22 protein-coding genes, 2 tRNA genes and 1 other annotated feature are annotated in these 24205 nt (G+C 49.1%); of the genes, 4 read left to right on the top strand and 20 right to left on the bottom strand.

The annotated features are described in order from the left end of the window. Positions 1 to 116 precede the first annotated feature (116 nt). Entirely contained in the window at positions 117 to 761 is a 645-nt protein-coding gene (locus tag CKW00_RS07370) for an alpha/beta hydrolase (RefSeq protein ID WP_095822031.1), read from the bottom strand. 299 nt (positions 762 to 1060) lie between these two features. Here CKW00_RS07370 and CKW00_RS07365 point away from each other — a divergent pair, with 299 nt between their 5' ends. After that, a complete protein-coding gene (locus tag CKW00_RS07365) occupies positions 1061 to 1798 on the top strand; it encodes a DUF3862 domain-containing protein (RefSeq protein WP_095822030.1) in 738 nt (245 codons plus the stop codon). A gap of 183 nt (positions 1799 to 1981) precedes the next feature. On the opposite strand, the gene CKW00_RS07360 is transcribed toward CKW00_RS07365, so the two are convergent. Beyond that, positions 1982 to 2054: transfer RNA gene (locus CKW00_RS07360), tRNA-Arg, on the bottom strand. 133 nt (positions 2055 to 2187) lie between these two features. On the opposite strand from CKW00_RS07360, the gene CKW00_RS07355 reads away from it, so the two are divergent. Together CKW00_RS07355 and CKW00_RS07350 are read left to right on the top strand one after the other, a co-directional pair. Next, positions 2188 to 2829 carry a deoxynucleoside kinase gene (locus CKW00_RS07355; RefSeq protein WP_095822029.1) on the top strand — a complete coding sequence of 214 codons (642 nt, stop codon included), beginning with the start codon at positions 2188 to 2190 and terminating at the stop codon, positions 2827 to 2829. Further along, complete coding sequence (locus CKW00_RS07350; protein ID WP_095822028.1) at positions 2826 to 3518, top strand: deoxynucleoside kinase; 693 nt, start codon at positions 2826 to 2828, stop codon at positions 3516 to 3518. The genes CKW00_RS07355 and CKW00_RS07350 overlap by 4 nt, the downstream gene beginning before the upstream one ends. A 44-nt stretch (positions 3519 to 3562) precedes the next feature. Here CKW00_RS07350 and CKW00_RS07345 read toward each other — a convergent pair whose 3' ends face one another. From CKW00_RS07345 to CKW00_RS07325, 5 genes are all read right to left on the bottom strand, one after another. Continuing rightward, on the bottom strand, positions 3563 to 4510 hold the full coding sequence (locus tag CKW00_RS07345) for a siderophore ABC transporter substrate-binding protein (RefSeq protein WP_095822027.1): 948 nt from the start codon (positions 4508 to 4510) through the stop codon (positions 3563 to 3565). Positions 4511 to 4541: 31 nt separating this feature from the next. Beyond that, entirely contained in the window at positions 4542 to 5300 is a 759-nt protein-coding gene (locus CKW00_RS07340; RefSeq protein WP_095822026.1) for an iron ABC transporter ATP-binding protein, read from the bottom strand. Continuing rightward, positions 5294 to 6244 carry an iron chelate uptake ABC transporter family permease subunit gene (locus tag CKW00_RS07335; protein WP_095822025.1) on the bottom strand — a complete coding sequence of 317 codons (951 nt, stop codon included), beginning with the start codon at positions 6242 to 6244 and terminating at the stop codon, positions 5294 to 5296. Before CKW00_RS07335 ends, CKW00_RS07340 begins: the two co-directional genes overlap by 7 nt. Beyond that, positions 6234 to 7187 carry an ABC transporter permease gene (locus tag CKW00_RS07330; protein WP_095822024.1) on the bottom strand — a complete coding sequence of 318 codons (954 nt, stop codon included), beginning with the start codon at positions 7185 to 7187 and terminating at the stop codon, positions 6234 to 6236. The genes CKW00_RS07335 and CKW00_RS07330 overlap by 11 nt, the downstream gene beginning before the upstream one ends. Positions 7188 to 7327: 140 nt before the next feature. After that, entirely contained in the window at positions 7328 to 7771 is a 444-nt protein-coding gene (locus tag CKW00_RS07325; protein ID WP_095822023.1) for a MarR family winged helix-turn-helix transcriptional regulator, read from the bottom strand. 92 nt (positions 7772 to 7863) lie between these two features. On the opposite strand from CKW00_RS07325, the gene CKW00_RS07320 reads away from it, so the two are divergent. Beyond that, positions 7864 to 8676, top strand: a complete 813-nt coding sequence (locus CKW00_RS07320; RefSeq protein ID WP_095822022.1) for an alpha/beta fold hydrolase — start codon at positions 7864 to 7866, stop codon at positions 8674 to 8676. A gap of 171 nt (positions 8677 to 8847) precedes the next feature. Here CKW00_RS07320 and CKW00_RS07310 read toward each other — a convergent pair. The 13 genes from CKW00_RS07310 to dnaN form a co-directional block, all read right to left on the bottom strand. Further along, positions 8848 to 8940, bottom strand: a tRNA-Ser gene (locus tag CKW00_RS07310). Between the two features lie 147 nt (positions 8941 to 9087). Then, complete coding sequence (gene serS / locus CKW00_RS07305; RefSeq protein WP_095822020.1) at positions 9088 to 10362, bottom strand: serine--tRNA ligase; 1275 nt, start codon at positions 10360 to 10362, stop codon at positions 9088 to 9090. A 64-nt stretch (positions 10363 to 10426) separates the two neighbouring features. Further along, positions 10427 to 10635: a binding site (T-box leader), on the bottom strand. 35 nt (positions 10636 to 10670) lie between these two features. Then, the gene (pdxT, locus tag CKW00_RS07300) at positions 10671 to 11261 is read right to left on the bottom strand and encodes a pyridoxal 5'-phosphate synthase glutaminase subunit PdxT (RefSeq protein ID WP_095822019.1); all 591 of its coding nucleotides are present in this window, start codon (positions 11259 to 11261) and stop codon (positions 10671 to 10673) included. Positions 11262 to 11279: 18 nt separating this feature from the next. Continuing rightward, entirely contained in the window at positions 11280 to 12158 is an 879-nt protein-coding gene (pdxS, locus tag CKW00_RS07295; RefSeq protein ID WP_008590269.1) for a pyridoxal 5'-phosphate synthase lyase subunit PdxS, read from the bottom strand. A gap of 116 nt (positions 12159 to 12274) precedes the next feature. Next, the gene (locus CKW00_RS07290; RefSeq protein ID WP_095822018.1) at positions 12275 to 13576 is read right to left on the bottom strand and encodes a serine hydrolase; all 1302 of its coding nucleotides are present in this window, start codon (positions 13574 to 13576) and stop codon (positions 12275 to 12277) included. Between the two features lie 186 nt (positions 13577 to 13762). Further along, positions 13763 to 15232 (bottom strand): IMP dehydrogenase, encoded by a 1470-nt coding sequence (gene guaB / locus CKW00_RS07285; protein WP_008590274.1) that lies wholly within the window; start codon positions 15230 to 15232, stop codon positions 13763 to 13765. Positions 15233 to 15333: 101 nt separating this feature from the next. Next, on the bottom strand, positions 15334 to 16407 hold the full coding sequence (locus CKW00_RS07280; protein WP_158221293.1) for an HD-GYP domain-containing protein: 1074 nt from the start codon (positions 16405 to 16407) through the stop codon (positions 15334 to 15336). Between the two features lie 136 nt (positions 16408 to 16543). Beyond that, on the bottom strand, positions 16544 to 19039 hold the full coding sequence (gene gyrA, locus CKW00_RS07275) for a DNA gyrase subunit A (RefSeq protein ID WP_095822016.1): 2496 nt from the start codon (positions 19037 to 19039) through the stop codon (positions 16544 to 16546). Positions 19040 to 19083: 44 nt separating this feature from the next. Then, positions 19084 to 21015 carry a DNA topoisomerase (ATP-hydrolyzing) subunit B gene (gene gyrB, locus CKW00_RS07270; RefSeq protein ID WP_095822043.1) on the bottom strand — a complete coding sequence of 644 codons (1932 nt, stop codon included), beginning with the start codon at positions 21013 to 21015 and terminating at the stop codon, positions 19084 to 19086. Positions 21016 to 21045: 30 nt separating this feature from the next. Continuing rightward, entirely contained in the window at positions 21046 to 21342 is a 297-nt protein-coding gene (gene remB / locus CKW00_RS07265; RefSeq protein ID WP_095822015.1) for an extracellular matrix regulator RemB, read from the bottom strand. A 9-nt stretch (positions 21343 to 21351) separates the two neighbouring features. Then, entirely contained in the window at positions 21352 to 22464 is a 1113-nt protein-coding gene (gene recF, locus CKW00_RS07260) for a DNA replication/repair protein RecF (RefSeq protein ID WP_095822014.1), read from the bottom strand. Positions 22465 to 22480: 16 nt separating this feature from the next. Further along, entirely contained in the window at positions 22481 to 22702 is a 222-nt protein-coding gene (gene yaaA, locus CKW00_RS07255; RefSeq protein ID WP_095822013.1) for a S4 domain-containing protein YaaA, read from the bottom strand. Positions 22703 to 22915: 213 nt separating this feature from the next. After that, positions 22916 to 24055, bottom strand: a complete 1140-nt coding sequence (gene dnaN / locus CKW00_RS07250; RefSeq protein WP_095822012.1) for a DNA polymerase III subunit beta — start codon at positions 24053 to 24055, stop codon at positions 22916 to 22918. Positions 24056 to 24205 lie beyond the last annotated feature (150 nt).

Raw genomic sequence — 24205 nt, 5'->3', positions numbered from 1 at the left:
GTTTTCACATCTCCAAGTCCGTAATTTTGGTTACCGGTCAGGTTATTTTAAAACGGCAACGAAAAACACCTCATAAGTCAGCGATATCCTGCTGACCTATGAGGCGCTTTTAGCTGTCAGGAAGTGTTTTCCTCCTTCAGAAACTGAATGATTTTGTTTATAACTTCTTCGCTTTTTTCACCTTTGAATATTTCCTGAGCGTGGGCACCGCCCGAAATCTCCATCCTTTCCATCGATTCTCCCGCATTTTCTTCAAGTTCCCTGTAACCTTCCTCTTCGCTGTAAACGGTCAATACCGGAATATCACTGATTTTCATGGGATCGCCTCCCGGTGAGAGAAGAACCACTTTTTGAAAATCAAAGTCCCCTTCCGTCACAGCTTCAATAGCAGAAGAACCGCCGGCACTCGCCCCCATCAGAGCTACCTCTTCGGCTCCGTGCTCTTCTTTAAGCATAGCAGCCGCCTTTTTGAGTGTCCGCGGGGACGTGTCTTCCGTCGCAAAAGCGGTGATACCGTTATCTGCTAATTTTTTGCCCTGGTCGTCCCAACTTTCCGCATTGTAGACGGCACCGTGAGAGAGGACGACGGCAAGGTCTCCATCCCCTTTCCACAATATACCTTCTATATTACTTTCTTCGGATATTTCACTGCTGTTTTCATCTTCTTTCTCCGGACTCTGACTGCCCGGGTCGTCTCCCTGGCAGGCGGCAAGAGAGAATAGTACTGCAACAAAAAGAAGTACCGTATACATCCATCTCACTTTCGATCCCTCCCGTATTTCATAATTTCCGGGCCCGGATCTGTTCAGGCCTCCATTTGTCCTGTACCCTTCAAACGTCTTTTTCAAAATGGTAAACACGTAGTATTGGGTAAAAAGAGGTGCGTGTATTCCAAAAAGTTGCTCATAAGTCAACAGAGAGGTGAAAGGAACAACAAAAAAATGTAGAAATTCAGGGATACCGGGAAGGATAACCATTTCTACTGTAGTTATTTTTTACTACATATGTTTATAATGATACCTGCAGCGTTACAAATATCCATTCAGGGAGGTACATAGTTATGAAAAAGTTTTTCAAGTTCGGTTGTTTAGGGATCATAGGAATCATAATTCTTGGTACTGTGATCGCTGCTTTAGGTGGAGGAGATTCAACTGAGAATACATCCTCGAATGAAGAAAACCAGACAGAAACAACTAGTGAAAAACAAAGTCAGGAAAATGACGGCGAAAGCCAAAATCAAGAAAATGAAAATCAGAGTGAAGAAAATACCGAACAGTCTTCTGGTAATTCTACTTCTGAAAATACATCCTCTAAAAACGACGAAACTATAAGTGCAGAGGAATTTGATCAGATTTCTAACGGTATGAGCTATGAGAAAGTTGTAGAAATTATAGGAAGTGAAGGCAGTCTTCAATCTGAGACGGGTGAAAAAGGGACTCAGTTTCACACAGTTATTTACTCGTGGGACGGAGAGTCAGGGTTCGGTTCTAACGCAATGCTTACTTTCCAAAACGAGAAACTACAAAGTAAATCACAAGCCGGAGTGGGAGACGGCCGTTCTTCAGACGTAACGATCACTTCGGAAGAATTCAATCAGATTGAAAATGGAATGAGTTCTGATGAAGTATTTGAAATTATTGGAGGAGAAGGAGAAATTACTTCTGAGAGTGGAGAACCGGGAAGTCAATTTTACACGGTAAGCTACACTTATAGTGGGGAAGCCGGCCTGGGGTCCAACGCTACTCTAATGTTCCAGGGCGGAAAACTGTCCTCTAAGTCACAGTTCGGACTGGAATAAAACCGGAACGACATTTCTGCTTTTCAAAGCTTAATGAATGGTTTACGTCCTTTTGTGCAAAAGGCAATAGAAAACCTCCTTCCGAATACAGATTACGAAACGGAAGAAGGTGCACGTACCACTTTTGGTATAAAACTTTACTCACGTTTTTATCGGTGGAATCACCGCTTACAAACTGCAAAACGCCCCCGGCAGGATTCGAACCTGCGACACATGGTTTAGGAAACCAATGCTCTATCCCCTGAGCTACGGGGGCACAAACGTTATTATACTACCATTTTTCTTTTATGCAAAGATAAAATTCTTCCCCCTCGTGCCTTCCCTGACCGGTGTGTGATAAAATATACTTTGTCTGTTCGAACGGATGTACAGGAAGGAGGAAGACAGTAATGACTCAACTGCCTTTTATAGCTGTGGAAGGTCCGATTGGAGTGGGAAAGACCTCTCTGTCCAAAAAGATAGCTGCTCATTTCGAATTTCAATTGTTGGAAGAAATCGTGGAAGAAAATCCTTTCCTCGGTAAGTTCTACGACAATATCGAAGAATGGAGCTTTCAGACAGAGATGTTTTTCCTCTGTAACCGGCACAAGCAGCTTGAAGATATAGAACATAAATTTTTGAGGGAAGGTAAGCCCGTCGTCGCGGATTATCATATCTTCAAAAACATGATTTTTGCAAAGCGTACACTCAAAGAAGAACATTTCCGCAAATATTCCCGCATCTTTGATATACTGACGGGAGATATGCCGCGCCCTAACATGGTCATTTATGTCCATGCGGGGCTCGATACATTATTCGAGCGTATACGGAGGCGGAACCGGGACGTGGAAGCGAATATACAGCCCGAGTATCTGCAGCAGCTGTCCGATGATTATGAGACATTCATGGATCAGTTCGAAGAAACCCACCCCGATATTCCGGTCATACGCCTGGACGGGGACCGTCTTGATTTCATCAAACATCAGCGTGACCTTGACTATATACTTGAAAAAGTCGGAAGCTACCTGAGCAAAGGAGAAGTGATCAAATGAACGCACGTGAAAAATACGGGATCCCGCACGACAGTGTGATTACCGTAGCCGGTACAGTAGGTGTCGGGAAGTCGACGCTCACGACGTCTCTGGCCCAGGTCCTGAACTTCCGTACGTCGTTTGAAAAAGTGGAGAAGAACCCTTATCTGAACAGCTTCTATAAAGACTTCGAACGGTGGAGTTTCCACCTGCAGATCTACTTTCTCGCAGAGCGGTTCAAAGAACAGAAAAAAATCTTCGAATATGGTGGCGGCTTCGTTCAGGACCGCTCCATTTATGAAGATACCGGTATCTTCGCGAGAATGCATTACGACCAAGGCACCATGTCCCCTACCGATTACGAAACGTACACCAACCTGTTTGATGCCATGGTCATGACCCCCTACTTCCCGCATCCGGATCTGCTCATCTATTTGGAAGGGTCATTCGATGATGTCATCGAACGCATCAGAGAACGCGGCCGGCCGATGGAACAGGAGACGCCGACTGCTTACTGGGAAGAAATGTACAACCGTTATGAAGACTGGATCGACAATTTCAATGCCTGTCCGGTATTACGTCTGAATATAGCCGACTATGATCTTCTGAATGACGAGAAAAGCGTTGAACCGATTCTCGAAAAAATCGGTCACTTTATTCAGCAGGCCCGTAAATGGAGATCGAGCCATCTCCCGGTCGACGGACTATAAAATGAAAATGCCCATCAGCAACTGTTGCTGATGGGCATTTTCAATTATTCACTGATACCGGCCGATACTTCCTCAGCCATTTTTTCAAAAGACCTCAGACCGCCTCCGGACAGATACCATACTGCCGGATCCAGGTAAACCTTCTTGACGTCTGCCTGGTTGACCAGATCGTTATCGTACAGTTCCTTCGCCTGACCTTCTCCGCTCACTACTTTATCGCGGTCGATAATGAAGAGATAGTCCGGGTTCTGCTCCGCAATATACTCGAACGAGATGCTCATGCCGTGATCGGAAGCTTCGATTTCGTTATCAGCCGCCGGTACTCCGAACACTTCATGGACAAGTCCAAAACGTGAGCCGGGCCCGTAAGCGCTGACTTTTCCACCGGTCGCAAGCGTAACAAGACCGGTCTTATCCTCAGGCATATCTTCTTTCATTTTGTCGATCTTCTCTTTCAGTGCCGAAATCTCTTCGTCAGCTTCTTCTGTCTTACCGAAAATTTCGGCAAGAGTCCGGGTATTCTTCTCGAATGACTCCATATAATTTTCGTTGTCCATACCTACATAAACAGTAGGAGCGATATCACTAAGGTCCTCATACGCCCCCGACTGACGACCGGAAATAACAATCAGACCCGGGTCCATACTATTGATTTTTTCGAAGTCAGGCTCTTTCAGACTTCCCACGTTTTCATAATCGTCTTTTTCGTACTTCGACAGATAATCGGGAAGAGTGCTTGATTTCGCGACTCCCTTCGCTTCTATACCGAGTTCATCCAGCGTATCGAGCGCTCCGAAGTCAAATACGACCACGTCCTCCGGGTTCTTCTCCACTTCCGTCGTTCCGAGTTCGTGATCCACCGTTACGGTTTCTTTACTCTTCTCTTTGTCTTCCCCGTCACCGGAAGAGGCCCCGGCTTCTCCTTCCGAACTTCCGCAGGCCGCAAGTACCATCATAACCAGCACACTGAGAGTCATCATCAATTTCTTCATATTCATTCTCCTTTATTCTTTTTTTTATTATTCAGGTAAAAAATACACATATGCGGTTGCCGTCTATGTTGCACACGTTAAATTCCATATCGTACACTTCGCGGAGCACGTTATTCGTGATCATCTCTTCCGGATGTCCCTCATATACACACTTTCCGTCTTTCAGCGCTACGATGTGATCGGAATAACAGGACGCAAAATTGATATCGTGAATGACGATTACAACCGTCTTCCCAAGATCATCCACCATGCGCCGGAGCGCTTTCATGATCTGTTTGGAATGTTTCATATCCAGATTATTGAGCGGTTCATCCAGAAGGATATATTCGGTATCCTGGGCGATGACCATCGCTATGTAAGCCCGCTGTTTCTGTCCCCCGCTCAGTTCATCGAGAAACCGGCCTTCGAAATCTTCGAGCTGCATGTATTCGATCGCTTCATCGATCAGTTTCTCATCTTCTTTTTTCAGCTTTCCCTGCGAGTACGGGAACCGTCCGAAGCTTACCAGTTCCCGGACAGTGATCCGCACTTTGATATTATTCGACTGCTTCAGAACGGAAAGCCGCTTGGCCAGCTCTTTGTTGTCATAGGAAGTGATTTCCTCGCCGTCGAGAAGTACGGAACCCTCGTCTTTCGGAATGAGCCGGCTCACCATCGACAGAAGCGTACTTTTTCCGGCTCCGTTCGCCCCGATAAAGGAGGTGATTGTCCCTTTTTTTATATGGACGGATACGTCATCGACCACTTTCACTTCTTTATAAGCCTTGGATACATTCGTTACGTCTACCATACATCATTCTCCTTTACTAACAGATAGATGAAATAAATACCGCCGATGAAGTTCACAATGACACTGATCGTAGTGGAAAAAGTGAAGACGTGTTCCACGAACCACTGCCCGATCAGCAGACTGAAGATGCTTACGAATATCGCTCCCGGTATAAGATACTTATGACGATACGTCCGGAACACTTCATGGGCGACATTGGCCACAATCAGTCCGAGAAAAGTAATCGGTCCGACAAGTGCCGTTGCGACAGATACGTACACGGCGATTACACCGAGGAGCCGTTTTACCACCGCGTCGTAATTGACGCCGAGATTCACCGCCTCCTCCTGTCCGAGAGAGATCACATCCAGATACTTCACATACCTGAACAAGTACAATGTAGCCGCGAGAAGCAGAACCCCTCCCACAAGCAGCAGTTCCGTGTTGGCATTGTTGAAGCTTGCGAACATCTTATCCTGCACGACAAGGAATTCATTCGGATCGATCAGTACCTGGAGGAACTCCGAAATACTGCTGAAAAATGTTCCGAGAATAATACCGATGAGCAGCAGGAAGTAAATGTTTTTCCCTTCTTTTTTGAAGATGAACAGAAACAGAAGAAGGGCGAATACTACCATAAGACCGACAGACAGCAGAAAGTGAAAATGACTGTTCATCATCACGAGCGTCCCGCCCCCGAACAGGAAAACGATCGCCGTCTGCAGGAGCACGTAAAGAGAATCGAATCCGATCAGGCTCGGCGTGAGAATACGGTTATTCGTAATGGTCTGAAAGATGACCGTGGACGTTGCAATGGCCGCTCCGGTCATCGTAATTGCGGCCACTTTTTCGAGGCGTCTCGGGAGGACGTAATCCCACTCTCCTCCGACATCCCAGAAAACGAACAGAAGAACGCTCGCAACCGACAGAGACAGTAATATGATCATTTTTTTGTTATAGCCCATATGCCCGTCTCCTTAACAGTAGATAAAGGAAGATGCCGCTGCCGAGAACGCCGACCGTGAGGCCGATGGATATTTCATAAGGATAGATGATGACCCGCCCGAGAATGTCGCAGACGAGTACGAACAGAGCACCGAGCACCGCTGTCTGCCATATACTGCTTCTTAAATGATCTCCCTGATAAATCGTCACGATATTCGGAACGATGAGCCCGAGAAACGGCAGCATCCCGGCTGTCAGTACGACGGAGGCCGTAATCAGAGCTACGAGCCCGAGTCCGAGATACAGAACCTTCTGATAGCTGAGTCCCAGGTTGGAAGCGAAGTCTTCCCCCATTCCGGCGATAGTGAAGTGATGTGCAAATATGTAAGCGAGAATCACTACCGGAAGGCTTAAGTAAAGAAGTTCATAGCGGCCCTCGATCAGCATGGAAAAATCCCCGTGAAGCCACGTCCCTATGCTTTGGACGAGGTCAAAACGATAGGCGAGAAACGTCGTGACGGAACCGATGATATTCCCGAACATCAGTCCGACCAGAGGGATGAAGACCGCGTCTCTGTATCTGATCTTATCGAGGATTTTCATGAAAACGAACGTACCGGCCAAAGCGAAAAGGAAAGCCAGCAGCATTTTCTCCATCATCGATGCCGAAGGGAACAACAGCATACCGACGAGAATCCCCAGTCTTGCCGAGTCCATCGTACCGGCTGTCGTCGGGGAGACGAACTTGTTCTGGCTGAGCTGCTGCATAATCAGCCCGGCGATACTCATGCTCATCCCGGCGATAAGAAGACTGATAAGCCTCGGAATCCGGCTGACGAACAGGACTTCCTGCTGTTCGGCGCTTAAGGAAAAAAGATCAGTGATCGATAAATCAGACACCCCGATAAAAAGGGAAAGAATCGAGAAAAATATTAAAAGAAAACCCGTAATCCACCATTTCATATCCATTCTTCCTAACTGACCCGCTTCTATTTACAAAAAAATCCTTGTCTAGACAAATATAAGTACAAAAAAAGAAGCAGTTGTAAAAATGATAATCATTCTCAATGACAAGTAAATGATATCAATTCTCAATGAGGGTGTCAACTGCTTCCGAGATTATTTCGAATTTTTTCAAGGAAAAGCTGTCCGCTGCGCTTTTCTTCCTCTGTCATTCCTGCACAGGCTTCGTCAATCGTATCCAGGGCCGTCCGATTCAGCTTCTCTTCTTCCTGTCTCGCCCATTCCGTCGGATAAATGTAATTCCTCCGCTTATCTTCCGGGTTTACGTAACGGTAAATGTACCCGGCCTTCTCCATCCTTCCAAGCAGTCTCGATGTTCCGGCTTCGTCTCTTTCAATGGAGACGGCAATCATCCGCTGCGTCTGTCCTTCTTTCCCGTACAGACGGCTCATTATCTGCCACTGTTCATACGTCAACGTGTGCCCGATTTTTTTGAAATTCTCATTCAGTTTTGCGTTCATTACCCGGGAGGCCTGAAAAAGCTGATATCCCGGCGATTCGTCCATTACATATTTCCGATTCATGATCCGCACTCCCTCCGTTAAGTAATAGTCGTCCGTTGTGATAGAATGACAATAAAGACAGTATTTCTCTTACAGCAAAGGATGATAGGAACATGAAAATGAGAAAACGCAACAATGTTCAGATATACGGAAACGGTACGACCCCGATCATTTTTGCCCACGGGTTCGGGTGTGACCAGCATATATGGGAATACGTCATCCCCGGTTTTTTCGACACATATCAGGTTATTCTGTTTGATTACGCAGGGTCCGGGAACTCCAGTGCAGGCTCCTACTCCGAAGAACGCTACAGTTCCATCGACGGCTATGCAAAAGATGTCATCGGCATTATGGAAGAGATGGCACTCACGGATGCGATTTTCGTCGGTCACTCTTTCAGCGGCATGGTCGGCCTGAAGATCGCGCTTGAACGCCCCGAACTCCTGCGCTCGAATATCATGCTCGGCGCTTCTCCCCGTTTTCTTAATGAAGACGGATATCAGGGGGGGCTGGAAGAAGAAGAGCTGGAGAAGCTTCTCCAGCTGATGGAGAGCGATTACCGGAAATGGGCGAGATACATGGCTGAGCTTTTTCTTGAGGAGATGGACGCACCGAAAATGAAAGAAGAACTGGAGGAGATGCTGGCTGATCAGTCTCCGGAGATCACCCGTTCTTTTGCCGAAGTGGCGTTCACGCTGGACATGCGGGAGGAACTGAAGGAAAACACCGTGCCTTCCCTGCTTCTTCAGTCAAAAGAGGACTCCCTCGTCCCGCCTGCAGCCGGTGAATATTTAAGGGAACATCTTCCTTACAGCGAATCCGTCGTGCTGGATGCCAAGGGGCATGCTCCTCACCTCAGTCACCCTCAGGAAGTGACCGCTTTGATCATGGACTACATCGAACAGAGACTGTGGAAAAGCAGCTGATTGATACGTTACGGAGAAGACAGGCCCGGTACTGCGAGAAGGGCCTGTCTTTCGTTTATACATACGTATTCGGGAAAAACCGGAAAATTCCTGTCAAAAAAATCGTTACTGTATACAGTAACGATTACTTCCGGACTTCTCCGAATATATATGCGCGTTTGTTTTAAAATATGGCGGAGGAGGAGGGATTCGAACCCCCGCGGGCCGTAAAGCCCCTGGCGGTTTTCAAGACCGCTCCCTTCAGCCGGACTTGGGTACTCCTCCGTGTGACCGACAATTAGTAATATACCACGCCTCCAGGCAGGCGTCAATAAAATTTCGGCAATTCCCCGCCGAAAATGAAAAACCGCCTTCTCCCCTGAACACGAGCCCGTGCTGCAGAAAGGAAAAGGCGGCCGTATGCACAACCTGTTACTTGATGATTTCTTTGCCGCCCATATACGGACGAAGAACTTCCGGAACGACGACTGTGCCGTCTTCCTGCTGATAATTTTCGAGAATCGCTGCCACCGTACGACCGATAGCGAGCCCCGAACCATTCAGCGTATGCACAAATTCAGGTTTGCCGTTCTTCTCCCGGCGGAAACGTATGCCGGCACGGCGGGCCTGAAATGCTTCAAAGTTCGAACAGGAACTGATTTCCCGGTACGTTTCATAGCTCGGAATCCAGACTTCGATATCGTACTTTTTCGCAGCCGTGAACCCTAGGTCTCCCGTACACATGCTCATTACCCGGTACGGCAGTTCAAGCATCTGCAGAATCTTTTCCGCATGTCCGGTCAGTTCCTCCAGCCGCTCATAGGATTCTTCCGGTTTCGACAGCTGTACGAGTTCCACTTTGTTGAACTGATGCTGACGGACAAGCCCGCGGGTGTCCCGTCCGGCAGAACCGGCTTCGGAACGGAAATTCGTACTGAAGGCGACCAGTTTTTTCGGAAGGTCGTCGACCGGCAGAATCTCGTCACGATGATAGTTCGTAACCGGGACTTCGGCGGTAGGGATCAGGAAGTAGTCCCAGCCCTCCAGTTTAAACGCGTCTTCTTCGAATTTCGGAAGCTGACCTGTACCCGTCATCGAATCACGGTTTACGATTTGAGGAGGAAGCATTTCCTCATACCCGTGCGTATCCGCGTGATGATCCATCATGAAGTTCAGCAGGGCCCGCTCCAGTCTTGCTCCTGCCCCTTTATAGAAAACGAAGCGGCTCCCCGTCACTTTGGCGGCGCGTTCGAAATCCAAAATACCAAGGTTTCCTGCCAGGTCCCAGTGTGCTTTCGGTTCGAAACCGAAAGATGTAATATCTCCCCAGGAACGGGTCAGAACGTTATCATCCTCATCACTTCCGACCGGCGTACTTTCGTGCGGAATGTTCGGGATGGACAGAAGGATCGTCTGCAGCCTCTCTTCTGTTTCCTTAAGCTCTCCGTCGAGTGTTTTGATGCGTTCCCCGACTTCCTGCATTTCTTTTATTTTGTCATCGGCATCCTGCTTTTCTTTTTTCAGCTGGGAAATTTCTTTGGACACCTCGTTCCGCTTCGCTTTCAGCTCTTCACTTTCCCTGATCAGTTCTCTTCGTCTCGTATCCAGTTCCTCAAAGGAATCGAGTTCCGAGAGGTCTTCCCCCCGCTCCCGCAATTTCTCTTTCACTTCCCCGAAATTCTGTCTTACATATTTTAAATCGAGCATACGTCATCCTCCTCTGTTTAATATATAACATCAGTCATTAAAAAAGACTCCCATCCCTTTGTAAAAAAGGGACGAGAGTCTGACTTCCCGCGATACCACCCCGGTTGAAGAGCAGCTGCTCTTCCGGCTCGACCTCCGTAACGGGGAGGATCCGTCCTGGCTCATCACCAGACGCTCCGGGATGGATTCTCATCAGTTTTCTGTCAGTTTTCACCGGGCACTGACTCTCTTTGAAGAAAAGCTGATGATACTTATTCCGTTCATAGCGTTTTTCTATTTACTTATTATACAGATTAGCTCATTCCCGCTCAGGATGCAAGCGTGCGCTTAGAATTTTCCACCATACTCACGAAATGAGCAGTAAGACGGTGGTCTTTCGTAAGCTCCGGATGGAAAGAACAGGCGAGAAGGTGGCCTTCCTGCGCTACGACGATGTGATCGTCATAAGTGGCCAGAACTTCCGTATTCTCCCCGACCCGTTCAATGTAGGGCGCCCGTATGAAGACGGCATTGTAACCGTCCGCCACGCCTTTGATATCAAGATCGGTTTCGAAGCTGTCCCGCTGTCTTCCGAAAGCGTTTCGGCGGACACTCATGTCCATAAGACCGAGATGAGCGTCATGGGAACCGTCAATTTCCCCGGCAAGTAAAATCAGACCGGCACAGGTGCCGAATACAGGCTTTCCCGCATTTGCAAAAGCGCGGATCGGCTCAAGAAATCCGTATTGATCGATGAGGCGGCGCATCGTCGTACTCTCCCCGCCCGGGATGATGAGACCATCGATCGTCTCAAGCTGTTCTTTACGTTTTATGATTACCGCTGTCGCTCCGGAAGCCTCCACGGAGCGGATATGCTCCCGGAAGGCTCCCTGCAGAGCAAGTACACCGATAGTAGTCATGAGGCATTTCTCCTTTACTTATTCACTGCGCTCCTGCATGCGGTCGGTCGTTTCGTTCATCTCTTCGCCTTTCATCGCAGTACCGAGACCTTTGGAAATCTCCGCAATCAGCTTGTAGTCGTCGTAATGAGTCGTCGCTTCCACGATGGCCCGGGCGAACTCTTTAGGACGGTCGGATTTGAAAATACCGGATCCGACGAATACGCCGTCCGCACCAAGCTGCATCATAAGAGCTGCGTCTGCAGGGGTGGCGATACCGCCTGCTGCGAAGTTTACGACCGGAAGACGGCCTTCTTCCCGGATCTCAAGCAGAAGATCGTAAGGTGCACCGTTCTCTTTTGCATAAACCATCACTTCGTCTTCGTCCATCGACTGAAGGCGGCGGATCTGGCTCTGCACTTCACGCATATGACGGACCGCTTCCACGATGTTCCCGGTACCCGGCTCCCCTTTCGTACGAAGCATGGAAGCACCTTCCGCAATACGGCGGGTCGCTTCTCCGATATTACGGCAGCCGCATACGAATGGAACCGTATAGCCGTCTTTTTTAATGTGGAATACTTCATCCGCAGGAGTAAGTACTTCACTTTCATCGATATAATCGACACCCATCGATTCGAGGACACGCGCCTCGGCGATGTGACCGATTCTCGCTTTTGCCATTACAGGAATCGAAACGGCGTTCATCACTTCTTCAACGATCGTAGGGTCCGCCATTCTCGCAACCCCTCCGGCCGCTCTGATGTCGGACGGTACGCGTTCAAGTGCCATAACGGCAACAGCTCCGGCCTCCTCGGCTATTTTCGCCTGTTCCGCGTTCACAACGTCCATGATGACGCCGCCTTTCTGCATTTCCGCCATACCTCTTTTTACAACATTCGTTCCTGTTCGAGCCATGTTGATTCCTCCCTGTTCTTTATCTATATCAATCGATTACTGCAATTTTCTTTACTATTTTAACGCATTTTTCCCGTCAATCCTACCATTATCAACCATCGTTATCAGAAAATTAATCAAAACCAGCTTTTGACCGTATCGACGGCTCCTGTGAACATGTTACCGAAGAAGTTCCCGACATTTCCGAGAGTGAGCATGAACCAGTTCGACTTCTCCACTCCGGTCGTAGTCACAAGCGGCACGGAGGGAGCGCCTCCTTCGATAAGGTTGGCTTTCTTCCCTTCCCCTTCGTACACCAGTTTCGCTTCCCCGACTTTCTGACCGGACTCGACAGGTGCCGTAAGTTCATCTTCCTTCAGGGAGTATTCAAGTGAATAGGAGTCCTCCTCTCCCTGTTTCACCATCGCAGAGAGCGCTTCGCCCGTTTCGACGGAAACATTATCCTCTTTTCCTTTTGATACCGGAACAGAACTTTCGCCTTTCTTCTGATGACCGGCTGCAAACAGTTCCTTCGTCTCGAACTGATCGAAACCGTAATCGAATAACTTGGCTGTTTCCCGGAAACGGGCTTCCCGGCTGTCCGTTTTCATAACGACGGAAATAAGCCGCTGGTCTTCCTGTTTAGCTGTACCGGTAAAGGTGTTGCCGGCTTTCTCCGTATAGCCCGTTTTCAGGCCGTCGACCCCTTCATAGCCGAAATCGGAAAGATACCCAGGCATGTCGGGAATCATCCAGTTCCAGTTCTGAATCGTCTGACCGTCGAACTCGGCCGTACGCGTGCCGGAGATCTCGAGTGCCTGCGGATAATCGTTGACGAGATGATACGCAAGGGTAGCGGTCGCTTTCGCCGACATGAGATTATTCTCATCGGCCCCCGTCCCCTCCGGCACGTGGTCACCCAGGTCACTGTTGGCGAGGCCGGTGCTGTTGACGAATTTATAGTCTTCCATCCCCAGCTCTTCCGCCTTTTCGTTCATCATCTTGACGAACTCTCCTTCGGAACCTGCAATAAGTTCTGCGAGAGCAATGGAGGCTGCGTTATCGGAGTTGATCGCCATCGCTTCATAAAGCGAACGGACGGTGTAGTCCTTGTTCTGGGTCATCCCCACTCCGGAAAAGGAGGGATCTGCCGAAATACTGTAAGGGTAGTCGGAGATCTCGGTGGTGGTGTCCCAGCTGATACTTCCGTCCTCAATCGCCTCCATCACAAGATACTCCGTCATCATTTTCGTCATACTTGCCGGCGGCAGAGCCTGTTCTGCTTCTTTCTGAAAAAGTATATCTCCCGTATCAGCATCCACAAGGATCGCTGATTCCGCTTCCGTCTCCACTTCCCGTGCCATAATGTCCGCGGGAGCAAGAAGGGTTGATGCTATAACGAGTAACGTTAATATAAGTGCTGTTTTCCATCTTTGCATTACTATTTTCGACCTCCGCTGTATATAAATTTACGCTCTACAATTTTACCACACCCCCCTGTAAAAAAATAGACGCGGGTGTACCCTCTGACTGTAACAATATGAAAAATTATTAAAATTACATATAAATAAAGAGAGACTCTCTGAAAATCAAAGAGTCTCTCCTGTGATAGCCTGTGTCGGCAGTTACACCGAGTAGTTCGGTGCTTCTTTTGTAATCTGAACGTCGTGAGGGTGGCTTTCGCGCAGACCCGCACCCGTAATTCTCGTGAAGTACGCATCGTTTCGCAGTTCCTGGATCGTCTTCGTGCCGCAGTATCCCATACCGGAACGAAGACCGCCGAGAAGCTGATGGACAGTGTCGGCAAGTGGGCCTTTAAAAGGAATACGGCCTTCGATGCCTTCGGGTACGAGCTTCTTCGCTTCGCTTCCGCTCTGGAAATAGCGGTCTTTCGATCCTGCTTCCATTGCTCCGACCGAGCCCATACCGCGATATACTTTAAACTGACGGCCCTGGAAAATTTCCGTATCGCCCGGGCTTTCTTTCACCCCGGCCAGCAGACTGCCGAGCATAACGGCGGAACCGCCGGCAGCAAGAGCTTTCACGATTTCCCCGGAGTACTTGATCCCTCCGTCGGCGATGATGGACACGCCGTGTTTCTCCGCTTCTTCAGCACAGTCGTAGATAGCGGTTATCTGAGGGACCCCGACACCGGAGACGACCCGCGTTGTACAGATGGAACCGGGGCCGATACCCACTTTTACGACGTCCACGCCCGCTTCGATCAGATCGCGGGTAGCTTCTTTTGTAGCCACGTTACCGGCGATGATATCGACAGATGGATAAGCTGCACGGATTCTTCTCACCTGTTCCATCACGCCTTCCGAGTGTCCGTGAGCGGTGTCGACGACGAGAGCGTCCACGCCTGCTTCCACCAGTTTTCCGATACGCGTCATCGCATCAGCCGTTACGCCGACGGCGGCGGCGGTAAGAAGGCGGCCCTGGTCGTCTTTTGCCGCATTCGGGAATTCAATCACTTTTTCTATATCTTTAATAGTGATCAGACCTTTAAGCGTGTTGTTTTCATCGACAAGAGGGAGCTTTTCTATCTTATGTTTCTGCAGTATGTGCCCCGCTTCTTCGATTGTAGTTCCTACCGGAGCCGTAATCAGATCTTCGCTGGTCATCACTTCGGAAATCCGCAGGGAGTAGTCTTCCACAAAACGCATATCCCGGTTCGTAATGATGCCGACCAGTTTTCTTGAAGTGTCGTTGTCCACGATAGGGACGCCCGATATTCTATATTTGCCCATCAGATGTTCGGCATCGTACACCTGATTTTCCGGAGTAAGGAAGAAAGGGTTGGTGATGACCCCGCGCTCCGAGCGTTTGACCATATCCACCTGTTCCGCCTGTTCTTCAATGGACATATTTTTGTGAACGACTCCGAGGCCCCCCTGGCGGGCCATCGCGATAGCCATCGAAGCTTCGGTCACCGTGTCCATGCCGGCACTTACTACAGGAATGTTCAGCTTCAGCCTGGAAGTCAGGTCAACGCTTAAGGATACGTCCCTCGGCAATACTTCCGACTTTCTCGGCATCAGCAATACATCATCGAATGTGAGTGATTCTTTTTGAAATTTATCTGTGCGCACGTCTCTCTCTCCTTTTCCCTCCCGAAGGAAGCTATCTTATATATTGTTATTTACAATAAGACATCCGCCGTCGTTTTTCAACCTGAAAAGTTATAAAGACGTCAATAAACTTCCTCCACGTGCAGTCCTTCATCTTTTAAAGACAGCAACACCTGGCTGCGCTGCAGTCGCACCATGGGGTGAGCCGGGGTCGAAGGGTCGACGAACACTATGGTCGCAAGTTCTTCGTTGGAAAGTTTCACCGTCGTCCCCACGGATATACTCGCCAGATCTTCGACGAGCATTTTGATCACTCTCATATCGTATTTGCCGAACTGTTCTTTCTGAATTTCTTCGATCACTTTGAAAGGAGACTGTTTTTTACGATAGGGGCGCTCCGACGTCATCGCATGGTAAACGTCACTTACAGCAATAATCTGACTGTAGAAGTGGATTTTTTTCTGTGAGACCGCAAGAGGATACCCTGTCCCGTCCAGACGCTCGTGATGCTGGAGCACCGCGTATTTCACTTTCTTGCTCAAAACGGTCAGATCCTCGACCATCCGGTAGGAATGCACCGGGTGCTGGCGGACTTCAGCCATTTCCCCGGCGCTCAGAGAGCCGCTTTTCTTCAGTATTTCCGGGGAAATAAGCGCCATACCGGCATCACTCAACAGACCGCCGAGAGCCACCTGGATCCATTCCCCCTTCTCAAGACCGAGTCTCTGCCCGAGGTAACCTGCAATCAGTCCCATCGCTACACTGTGGTGGTGCATATAGTCGTTTTCACTGGAATAGTGGTGAAGTCTCAGAATTTCCTGACGGGCTTCGGATGCTTTGAACAGCAGAGGGAGGAACCACTCCCTTATTTCTGGAAGATCGATGCCCGAGCGGTTCTTCCATTTTGTGAACATACGTCTGTGATGATGGACCGCGCTCAAGTATTCTTCCCTGAACTCCTCATTCACCGTCGCTTCCACATCTTCCGGTTCGTAATGTTCGGATGCTTCCTCGAACGTCTCCCCGCTCGACAGCCTGGAAGAAATCTCGACTTCCCGGATACGGAAAGCACGAAGAACGTTGATATGTACCGGATGAAGCACCGTATTCTCCGGTATGAGCGGACGCGAAGTTTTCCCCTCCACTTCTTTGATCAAAATACATCCCGGCATCAGTTCATTTACGTTTACCTGCATCTTTTTCCCTGCCTTCCTCCACATTCGGCCCACTTTGCAGAAAGGTCCTTTACTTATACTATCGACTTCTTTTCCTGCTATTTCAGTTTGCAAAAGAAAAACCCCCGTCCGTTTATAACGGTGGGGGATGAAAGTATTATTCCAGGCTCTCCGTCGGATCTTCGGAGAGGCCTTCTGTCTCTTCCTCTGTCTCTTCTTTCATCGCTTCAAGACGGGCTACGGTCGACACCTCTTCGCCTTCCTGCAGACGAATGAGCCGCACGCCCTGCGTATTACGCCCGGTGCGCGACACACTGCCAGCCGCCATACGGATAAGAACGCCGCTGGCTGTCATAATCATGAGGTCCTCTTCTCCCGTGACCGCTTTCGTGGAAACGACTTTTCCGTTCCGCTCGGTGAGGTTACAGGTAAGGATCCCTTTTCCACCCCGGTTCGTTATCCGGTATTCGGAAGCAGGTGTCCGTTTCCCGAACCCTTTATCCGTAACGGTAAGGATTTCACGGTCATCTTCCACAAGTTCCATCGATACGACCCGGTCGTCATTACGCAGGGAAATACCTTTGACTCCGGCTGCTGTACGGCCCATGGAGCGTATCTGAGTTTCAGGGAACCGGATGAGGTACCCGTTTTGGGTGGCGATCATGATGTCTTTCTCTCCGTCCGTCATACGTACGGAAATAAGTTCATCATTTTCACGAAGGCTGAGGGCGATCAGACCGCCTTTTCGTATATTGGCAAATTTCGAAAGGCTGGTCCGTTTCGTGACTCCGTGCCTCGTAGTAAAGACGAAGTACCAGTCTTCCTCGAATTCATCCACGGCAATGACGTCGTTGATCCACTCATCATTTTCGATATTGAGAAGGTTGATGATTGGAAGGCCTTTCGCCGTTCTGCTGAATTCGGGAATCTCATACCCTTTAAGCTTGTACACTTTCCCTTTATTGGAGAAAAAGAGTACTGTACTGTGGGTGGAGGTCGAAAGCAGATGTTCCACGAAGTCCTCGTCATTCGTACCCATCCCCTGAACGCCACGGCCGCCACGGCGCTGAGCCCGGTACGTGTCGGCCGGGAGGCGCTTCACGTATCCCTGATTGGTAAGAGTGACGACAAGCGTCTCTTCCGGAATAAGATCTTCATCTTCAATCATTTCCATGCCGCCCATAATAATTTCGGTGCGGCGTTCGTCACTGAAGCGCTCTTTCAGTTCAAGGAGCTCTTCTCTGATGATTTCGAGTACGCGTTCTTCGTCAGCCAGAATCGCTTTTAATTCCTCGATTTTCTTCACGAGATCATCGTATTCGGAATCGATCTTCTCGCGTTCAAGCCCTGTCAAACGCTGCAGACGCATATCGAGAATAGCCTGGGCCTGCTTCTCGGAAAGCCCGAAACGGCTCATCAGTTCTTCACGGGCAATCTCTGTCGTCTGCGACTGTCTTATAAGCGTAATGACTTCATCCAGGTGATCGAGCGCCACTTTAAGACCTTCCAGAATGTGGGCCCTCGCTTCAGCTTTCTTCAGCTCATAAGCCGTCCGTCTGCGGATGACCACTTTCTGGTGTTCCAGATAATGCTCCAGTGCCTGTTTCAGGTTAAGCACCTGAGGCCTTCCGTCGACCAGCGCCAGCATATTGATGCCGAAGGACGTCTGGAGAGCCGTCATTTTGTAAAGGTTATTCAGCAGGACGTTGGCATTCACGTCTTTCCTGAGTTCGATGACGATCCGCATGCCGTCCCGGTCCGATTCGTCGCGCAAGTCCGTAATACCGTCTATCTTCTTATCACGGGCAAGCTCGGCAATCTTTTCAACGAGCCGGGCTTTGTTCACCTGATAAGGGAGCTCGGTAACGATAATCTGGCTCTTGCCGTTCGGTTTTTCTTCAATCTCCACCTTCGAACGTATCAAAATAGAGCCTTTCCCTGTTTCGTAGGCTTTACGTATCCCGCTCAGTCCGAGAATTTGACCTGATGTCGGAAAGTCCGGACCGAAAATATAGTTTTCCATCAGTTCCTGGATTGTGATATCCCGGTCCCGGCTCAGCGCCAGAACCCCGTCGATGACTTCCCCGAGATGGTGCGGAGGGACGTTTGTGGCCATACCTACGGCAATACCTGCACCGCCATTTACGAGGAAGTTCGGAAAACGGGCGGGCAGCACGGCCGGTTCTTTCTCCGTACCATCATAGTTTTCCTGGTAATCGATCGTATCTTTCTGTATATCGCGCAGCATTTCCATGGAAATCTTGGACATACGTGCCTCAGTGTAACGCATGGCGGCTGCAGAATCCCCGTCGACGGATCCGAAGTTTCCGTGTCCGTCCACGAGCTCATAACGGAAGCTGAAATCCTGAGCCATACGTACCATCGCTTCATAAACGGCCGAATCCCCGTGCGGGTGATACTTACCGATGACATCCCCGACGATACGGGCGGATTTCTTATACGCTTTGTCTGCCGTAATGCCGAGATCGTTCATGGCATAAAGAATACGTCTGTGTACCGGTTTCATACCGTCCCGTACGTCCGGGAGGGCACGCGCCACGATGACACTCATGGCATAATCCAAAAATGAGGTCCGCATCTCGTTACTTATATTTATTTCATGTACGCGCGAACTGTCTGGCTGATCCACCATTTTGTAAACCTCCTAGAGAAACGAACTCTTATCTTTCCTTCGTCTTATACGTCCAGATTCTGGACGTAATGAGCATTTTCCTGTATAAAATTCCTTCTCGGTTCGACCGCATCCCCCATCAGCATGCTGAATGTCTCATCCGCTCCGATGGCATCCTCGAGAGTGACCTGGAGCATCGTACGGCCTTCGGGGTTCATCGTAGTCTCCCACAGCTGCTCCGGATTCATTTCACCGAGACCTTTATAACGCTGGATCACCGGTTTCGGAGTAGCCGGTATTTCAGCAAGTTTCTCCTCCAGTTCCTGGTCGGAGAACGTGTAGTACACTTTTTTGTTCTGTTTGATCTGATAGAGCGGCGGCTGGGCGATATAGACGTACCCGTGTTCAAGCAGCGGTCTCATGTACCGGTAAAAGAACGTAAGGAGAAGGGTCCGTATATGCGCCCCGTCCACGTCTGCGTCCGTCATGATGACGACTTTGTGGTAGCGGGCCTTCGATACATCGAACTCTTCGCCCACTCCGCTTCCGAGTGCCGTAATCATGGTACGCACTTCGTTGTTGGAGAGGATTTTATCGAGACGTGCTTTCTCGACGTTCAGAATTTTACCGCGCAGAGGAAGGATAGCCTGAAAGTGACGGTCCCGTCCCTGTTTGGCCGATCCTCCGGCCGAGTCCCCCTCCACGATGTAAAGTTCAGACTCGGAAGGATCTTTCGAAGCACAGTCGGAAAGTTTCCCGGGAAGGTTGGAGATCTCAAGAGCGCTCTTCCTTCTCGTCAGCTCTCTCGCCTTCTTGGCTGCCATTCTTGCCCGTGAAGCCATCAGACCTTTTTCGACGATGATTTTAGCGACGTTCGGGTTTTCCAGCAGGAATTTACTGAAGTGTTCGGAAAACAGCGCATCCGTAACCGTACGGGCTTCACTGTTTCCAAGCTTCGTCTTCGTCTGACCTTCGAACTGAGGATTGGGATGTTTGATCGAGATGATGACGGTCAGTCCTTCTCTTACGTCATCCCCGGTCAGGTTCGGGTCGTTTTCCCGGAACATGCTGTTTTTCCGGGCATAGTCGTTGATGACCCGGGTCAGCCCCGTCTTGAATCCGGATTCGTGCGTTCCGCCTTCGTAGGTGTGAATATTGTTGGCGTAGGAATAAATATTACTGGCGAAGCCGTCGTTGTACTGAAGCGCCAGTTCGATGGAAATTCCATCCTGCTCCGCTTCGGCATAAATCGGTTCATGAAGAACTTCCCGGCTGCCGTTCAAGTGTTCCACGTACGAAATGATACCGCCTTCGTAGTAAAACTCCTTCTTCTCGTTGCCGTGCTCTTCACGCTTGTCTTCCACCGTAATAGTCAGACCGCGGTTCAGAAATGCAAGTTCTCTGAGACGCGTCGTGAGCGTTTCGAAATCATATTCCTGACCCTCTTTGAAAATCTCAGGGTCCGGTTTGAAATGGATCTGTGTTCCGGTCTTATCCGTCGTACCGACCTGTTCGACGTCTTTTTGCGGGACGCCGTGTCTGAAATCCTGATGATACAGTTTACCGTCCCGGTAGACGTGTACTTCGAGATAATCGGAGAGAGCGTTCACTACAGAAGCTCCGACGCCGTGCAGGCCGCCCGAGACTTTGTAACCGCCGCCGCCGAACTTACCGCCGGCGTGAAGAACGGTCATGATCACCTCAACAGCCGGACGTCCGGTCTTTTCCTGGATACCGACGGGGATTCCGCGCCCGTTATCCATAACCGTAATGCTGTTATCTTCTTCGATAACCACCTGGATATGGTCACAGTGGCCGGCCATCGCTTCATCAATACTGTTGTCGACTATTTCCCACACCAGGTGATGGAGACCCTTTTCGTTCGTCGAGCCTATATACATACCCGGACGCTTACGTACCGCTTCCAGACCTTCGAGCACCTGAATCTGATTCTCATCATACGCCTGTTCTTTACCTCTTTGAATCTCTTCACTCATAGTTTCACCCACAGTCCTTGTTTCTTTTGATTATTTATCAAGCGCTTCTTCCATCTCTTCCGAATAGTCATCCAGTTTATCCAGGGTGTTCTGCATTTTTCCACGCTTTTTCAGGGTGGCTACAGAAAGGGGACTGAAATAGAGCACCTCTTCCGTAATAACCATCGATTTCGGTTCATATTCGTCCGTCTCCACCACCTGCTTTTCTTTTCTTCTGTTGAAGACCATCTCTTCGGTAATGGTGGAAGAACGGAGCAGTTCGCAGTCGATGATGGCTACGACCTCTTCGGATTTCACTATGTTGCCTTCACCTATATGAATGAACAATAGGACACCTCATTTCTTTCTTATTCCTTCTTCGATATAAAAAAGTTCCGCTTCCTGCAGTGCTTCGTGTTCGATACCGTCGATACTCGTCGTCGAGACGAACGTCTGGACTTTTCCACGAATCGTATGGAGCAGATGAGACTGCCGGTAGTCATCCAGTTCACTGAGGACATCATCAAGCAGCAGAACCGGGTACTCTCCGGTTTCTTTATTGATCAGTTCTATTTCGGCCAGTTTCAGGGAAAGGGCGGTCGTCCGCTGCTGTCCCTGGGAGCCGTAAGTCTGGACGTCTCTGCCGTTCACATAAAAGACGAGATCGTCCCGGTGAGGTCCGGCGAGAGTCGTCCCTCTTTCAATCTCTTTCGTTTCGATCCCGTGGAATTTTGCTATATAACTTTCTTTGATAGCGTCAAGATCCATATCCTCCGACACATCAAGACTCGGTCTGTAGAAAATCTCAAGCTTCTCCAGCTCCCGGCTGATGCCCCGGTGGATCGGAGCTGCCCATTCTCTCAAAAGATTCAGAAACTGGAAGCGCCGCTCCACGATAATCGCCGCATGCTCGATAAGCTGTTCGGTAAGTACGTGAAGCATGGTCGCATCTTCATTGCGACGGCGCTGCATATCTTTCAGAAGATGGTTCCGCTGTCTCAGAACTTTCTGATACTGACCCAGGTGATAAATATATCTCGGCTGGATCTGTCCGATTTCCATGTCTATGAAACGGCGGCGCACCTGCGGATTCCCCTTTACGAGGTTCAGATCCTCAGGTGCGAACATGACGACATTAAGGGCGCCGATGTAATCACTGAGCCGCCTCTGCTCGATATGATTCAGTTTCGCTTTCTTCCCCTTTTTGGAGAGGACGATTTCCATCGGAAAACGGCTGTTCCGTTTTATAATCGTACCTTTTATTTTAGCATACTCCGCGTCCCACTGTATGAGTTCTTTATCCCTCGGAGTACGATGTGATTTCGTGAAAGCGAGTAAATAAATCGATTCCATCAGATTCGTCTTCCCCTGAGCATTTTCTCCGATGATGACGTTGATCGTGTCGTCGAACTCGAGAGCAAGTCTGTCGTAATTTCTGTAAGTAGTCAGGGCTATGTCTTTAATATGCATCAGATCGCTTCTCCATCTACTGTTCGGAGGCGACTTCGTATGCTCCGAACTCCTCGATTTCAACGACGTCACCGATCCGGAGCTTCCGGCCCCGTCTGGATTCGGGTTCGCCGTTTACCAGTACTTCGAATTCGGAAAGAAGCATTTTCACCATTCCGCCCGATTCTGCAACGTTCGCCAATTTGAGGAACTGCCCAAGCTGGATCTGTTCGGTCGTTATTTCAATTTTTTCGCTCATCTCCGTCACCTTTATTCTCTAAGTAGTATCTATTTATCTATTTTACTAAAGATAAGGGGTTATGAAAAGGAAAGGGCCTTACTTTATCGGGGAGGACGGAAAAGTTTCCGGATGGGTGAAGAAACCCGTCACAACCGGTTGCAGTCCCTTTCAGATCAAAACCTAAAAAAAGAGTTATCCACAGTGGATAACTCTTTCTCACGTTACACGGAATTAATACGTACGGACCGGCAGGATGAGCTGAAGTATGGAATCGTCATCTACAGGAGTGATCAGGAACGGCCGCATAGCTCCCGTAAAAGATATTTTCACCTGAGTTGCATCGATCGCTCTCAGGGCATCCATCATGTATTTGGCGCTGAATGATATTTTCAGTTCTTCGCCGTCGATTGTGTCAGCCGTCACTTCTTCCGTTACGTTACCGACTTCCGGAGAATTTCCGTGGATTTCGATCTGGTTGTTTTCTTTCGTAAGCAGACGTACGACGTTGTTCCTGTTCTCTTTAGCCAGTAAAGAAGCACGATCCACGGACTGAAGCAGTTCTTTGGAATCGATAAGTACCGTCGTTTTGCTTTCGTTCGGAATGAGGCGTGATGTCTCCGGATAGTTACCTTCGAGGAGACGGGACAGGAAGTATAAATGTTTTGTCCGGAAGAGAATCTGATTATCCGTAATGCTGATCTGTACCGAGTCTCCCGTATCGTCGAGAATTTTGTTCAGCTCACTGAGACTTTTCCCGGGAATGACGACGGAAGGAAGGTTCAACGTTTCGTCCGTTTCCAGACTGATTTTTCTTGAAGCGAGACGGTGGCTGTCAGTTGCTACGAACTGAAGATTCTCTTCTTCCGTACTCACGTGCACTCCTGTCAGAATCGGGCGGGTTTCGGAAGTGGAAACGGCGAACCCGGTCTGTTTGATCAGTCTTTTCAGAAGATCCGTAGGCATATCGAAACTGTTTTCCGTACGCAGTTGCGGAAGAGACGGATATTCTTCGGCGTCCTGGCCATTCAGGTGAAATTCCGCACTGCCGGAACGGATCGTTACGTTTTTCGTATGATCGCTTTCTATTTCCACGGTATTATCCGGAACTTTGCGTACGATATCGGGAAAGTACTTTGCCTGTAGAACGATGCTTCCCGGTTCAATGTTTTCGATATAGACCGTTCCGTCTTCCTCCGCCGGTATGAAAGATTCGATGGAGATGTCGGAGTCACTCCCCGTAAGTTTCACTCCTTCTGTCGTAGCTTCCAGTTTCATTCCTGTAAGAATCGGAATTGCCGTACGGGAAGATATTGCTTTCATTACATCCTGGACACTTTCCATCAGTTGATCACGCTGAATAGCGAATTTCATTCATGAGTCCTCCTAAAGTGAATATATTAATTATTATTATTAAAAAAATAGTAGTAATAGTAATAGGGCGTGTGGATTTGTGGATAACTGTAATTACCTCATGACACACATAATTATCCACATGTGTATAACCTGTGTGCGAACGTGTAC

It is taken from the genome of Salimicrobium humidisoli (genome assembly GCF_002295105.1).
Classification (GTDB): Bacteria; Bacillota; Bacilli; order Bacillales; family Halobacillaceae; genus Salimicrobium; species Salimicrobium humidisoli.
Note: the sequence above shows the minus strand (reverse complement) of the source record. Positions and strands in the feature narration are given on the sequence as shown.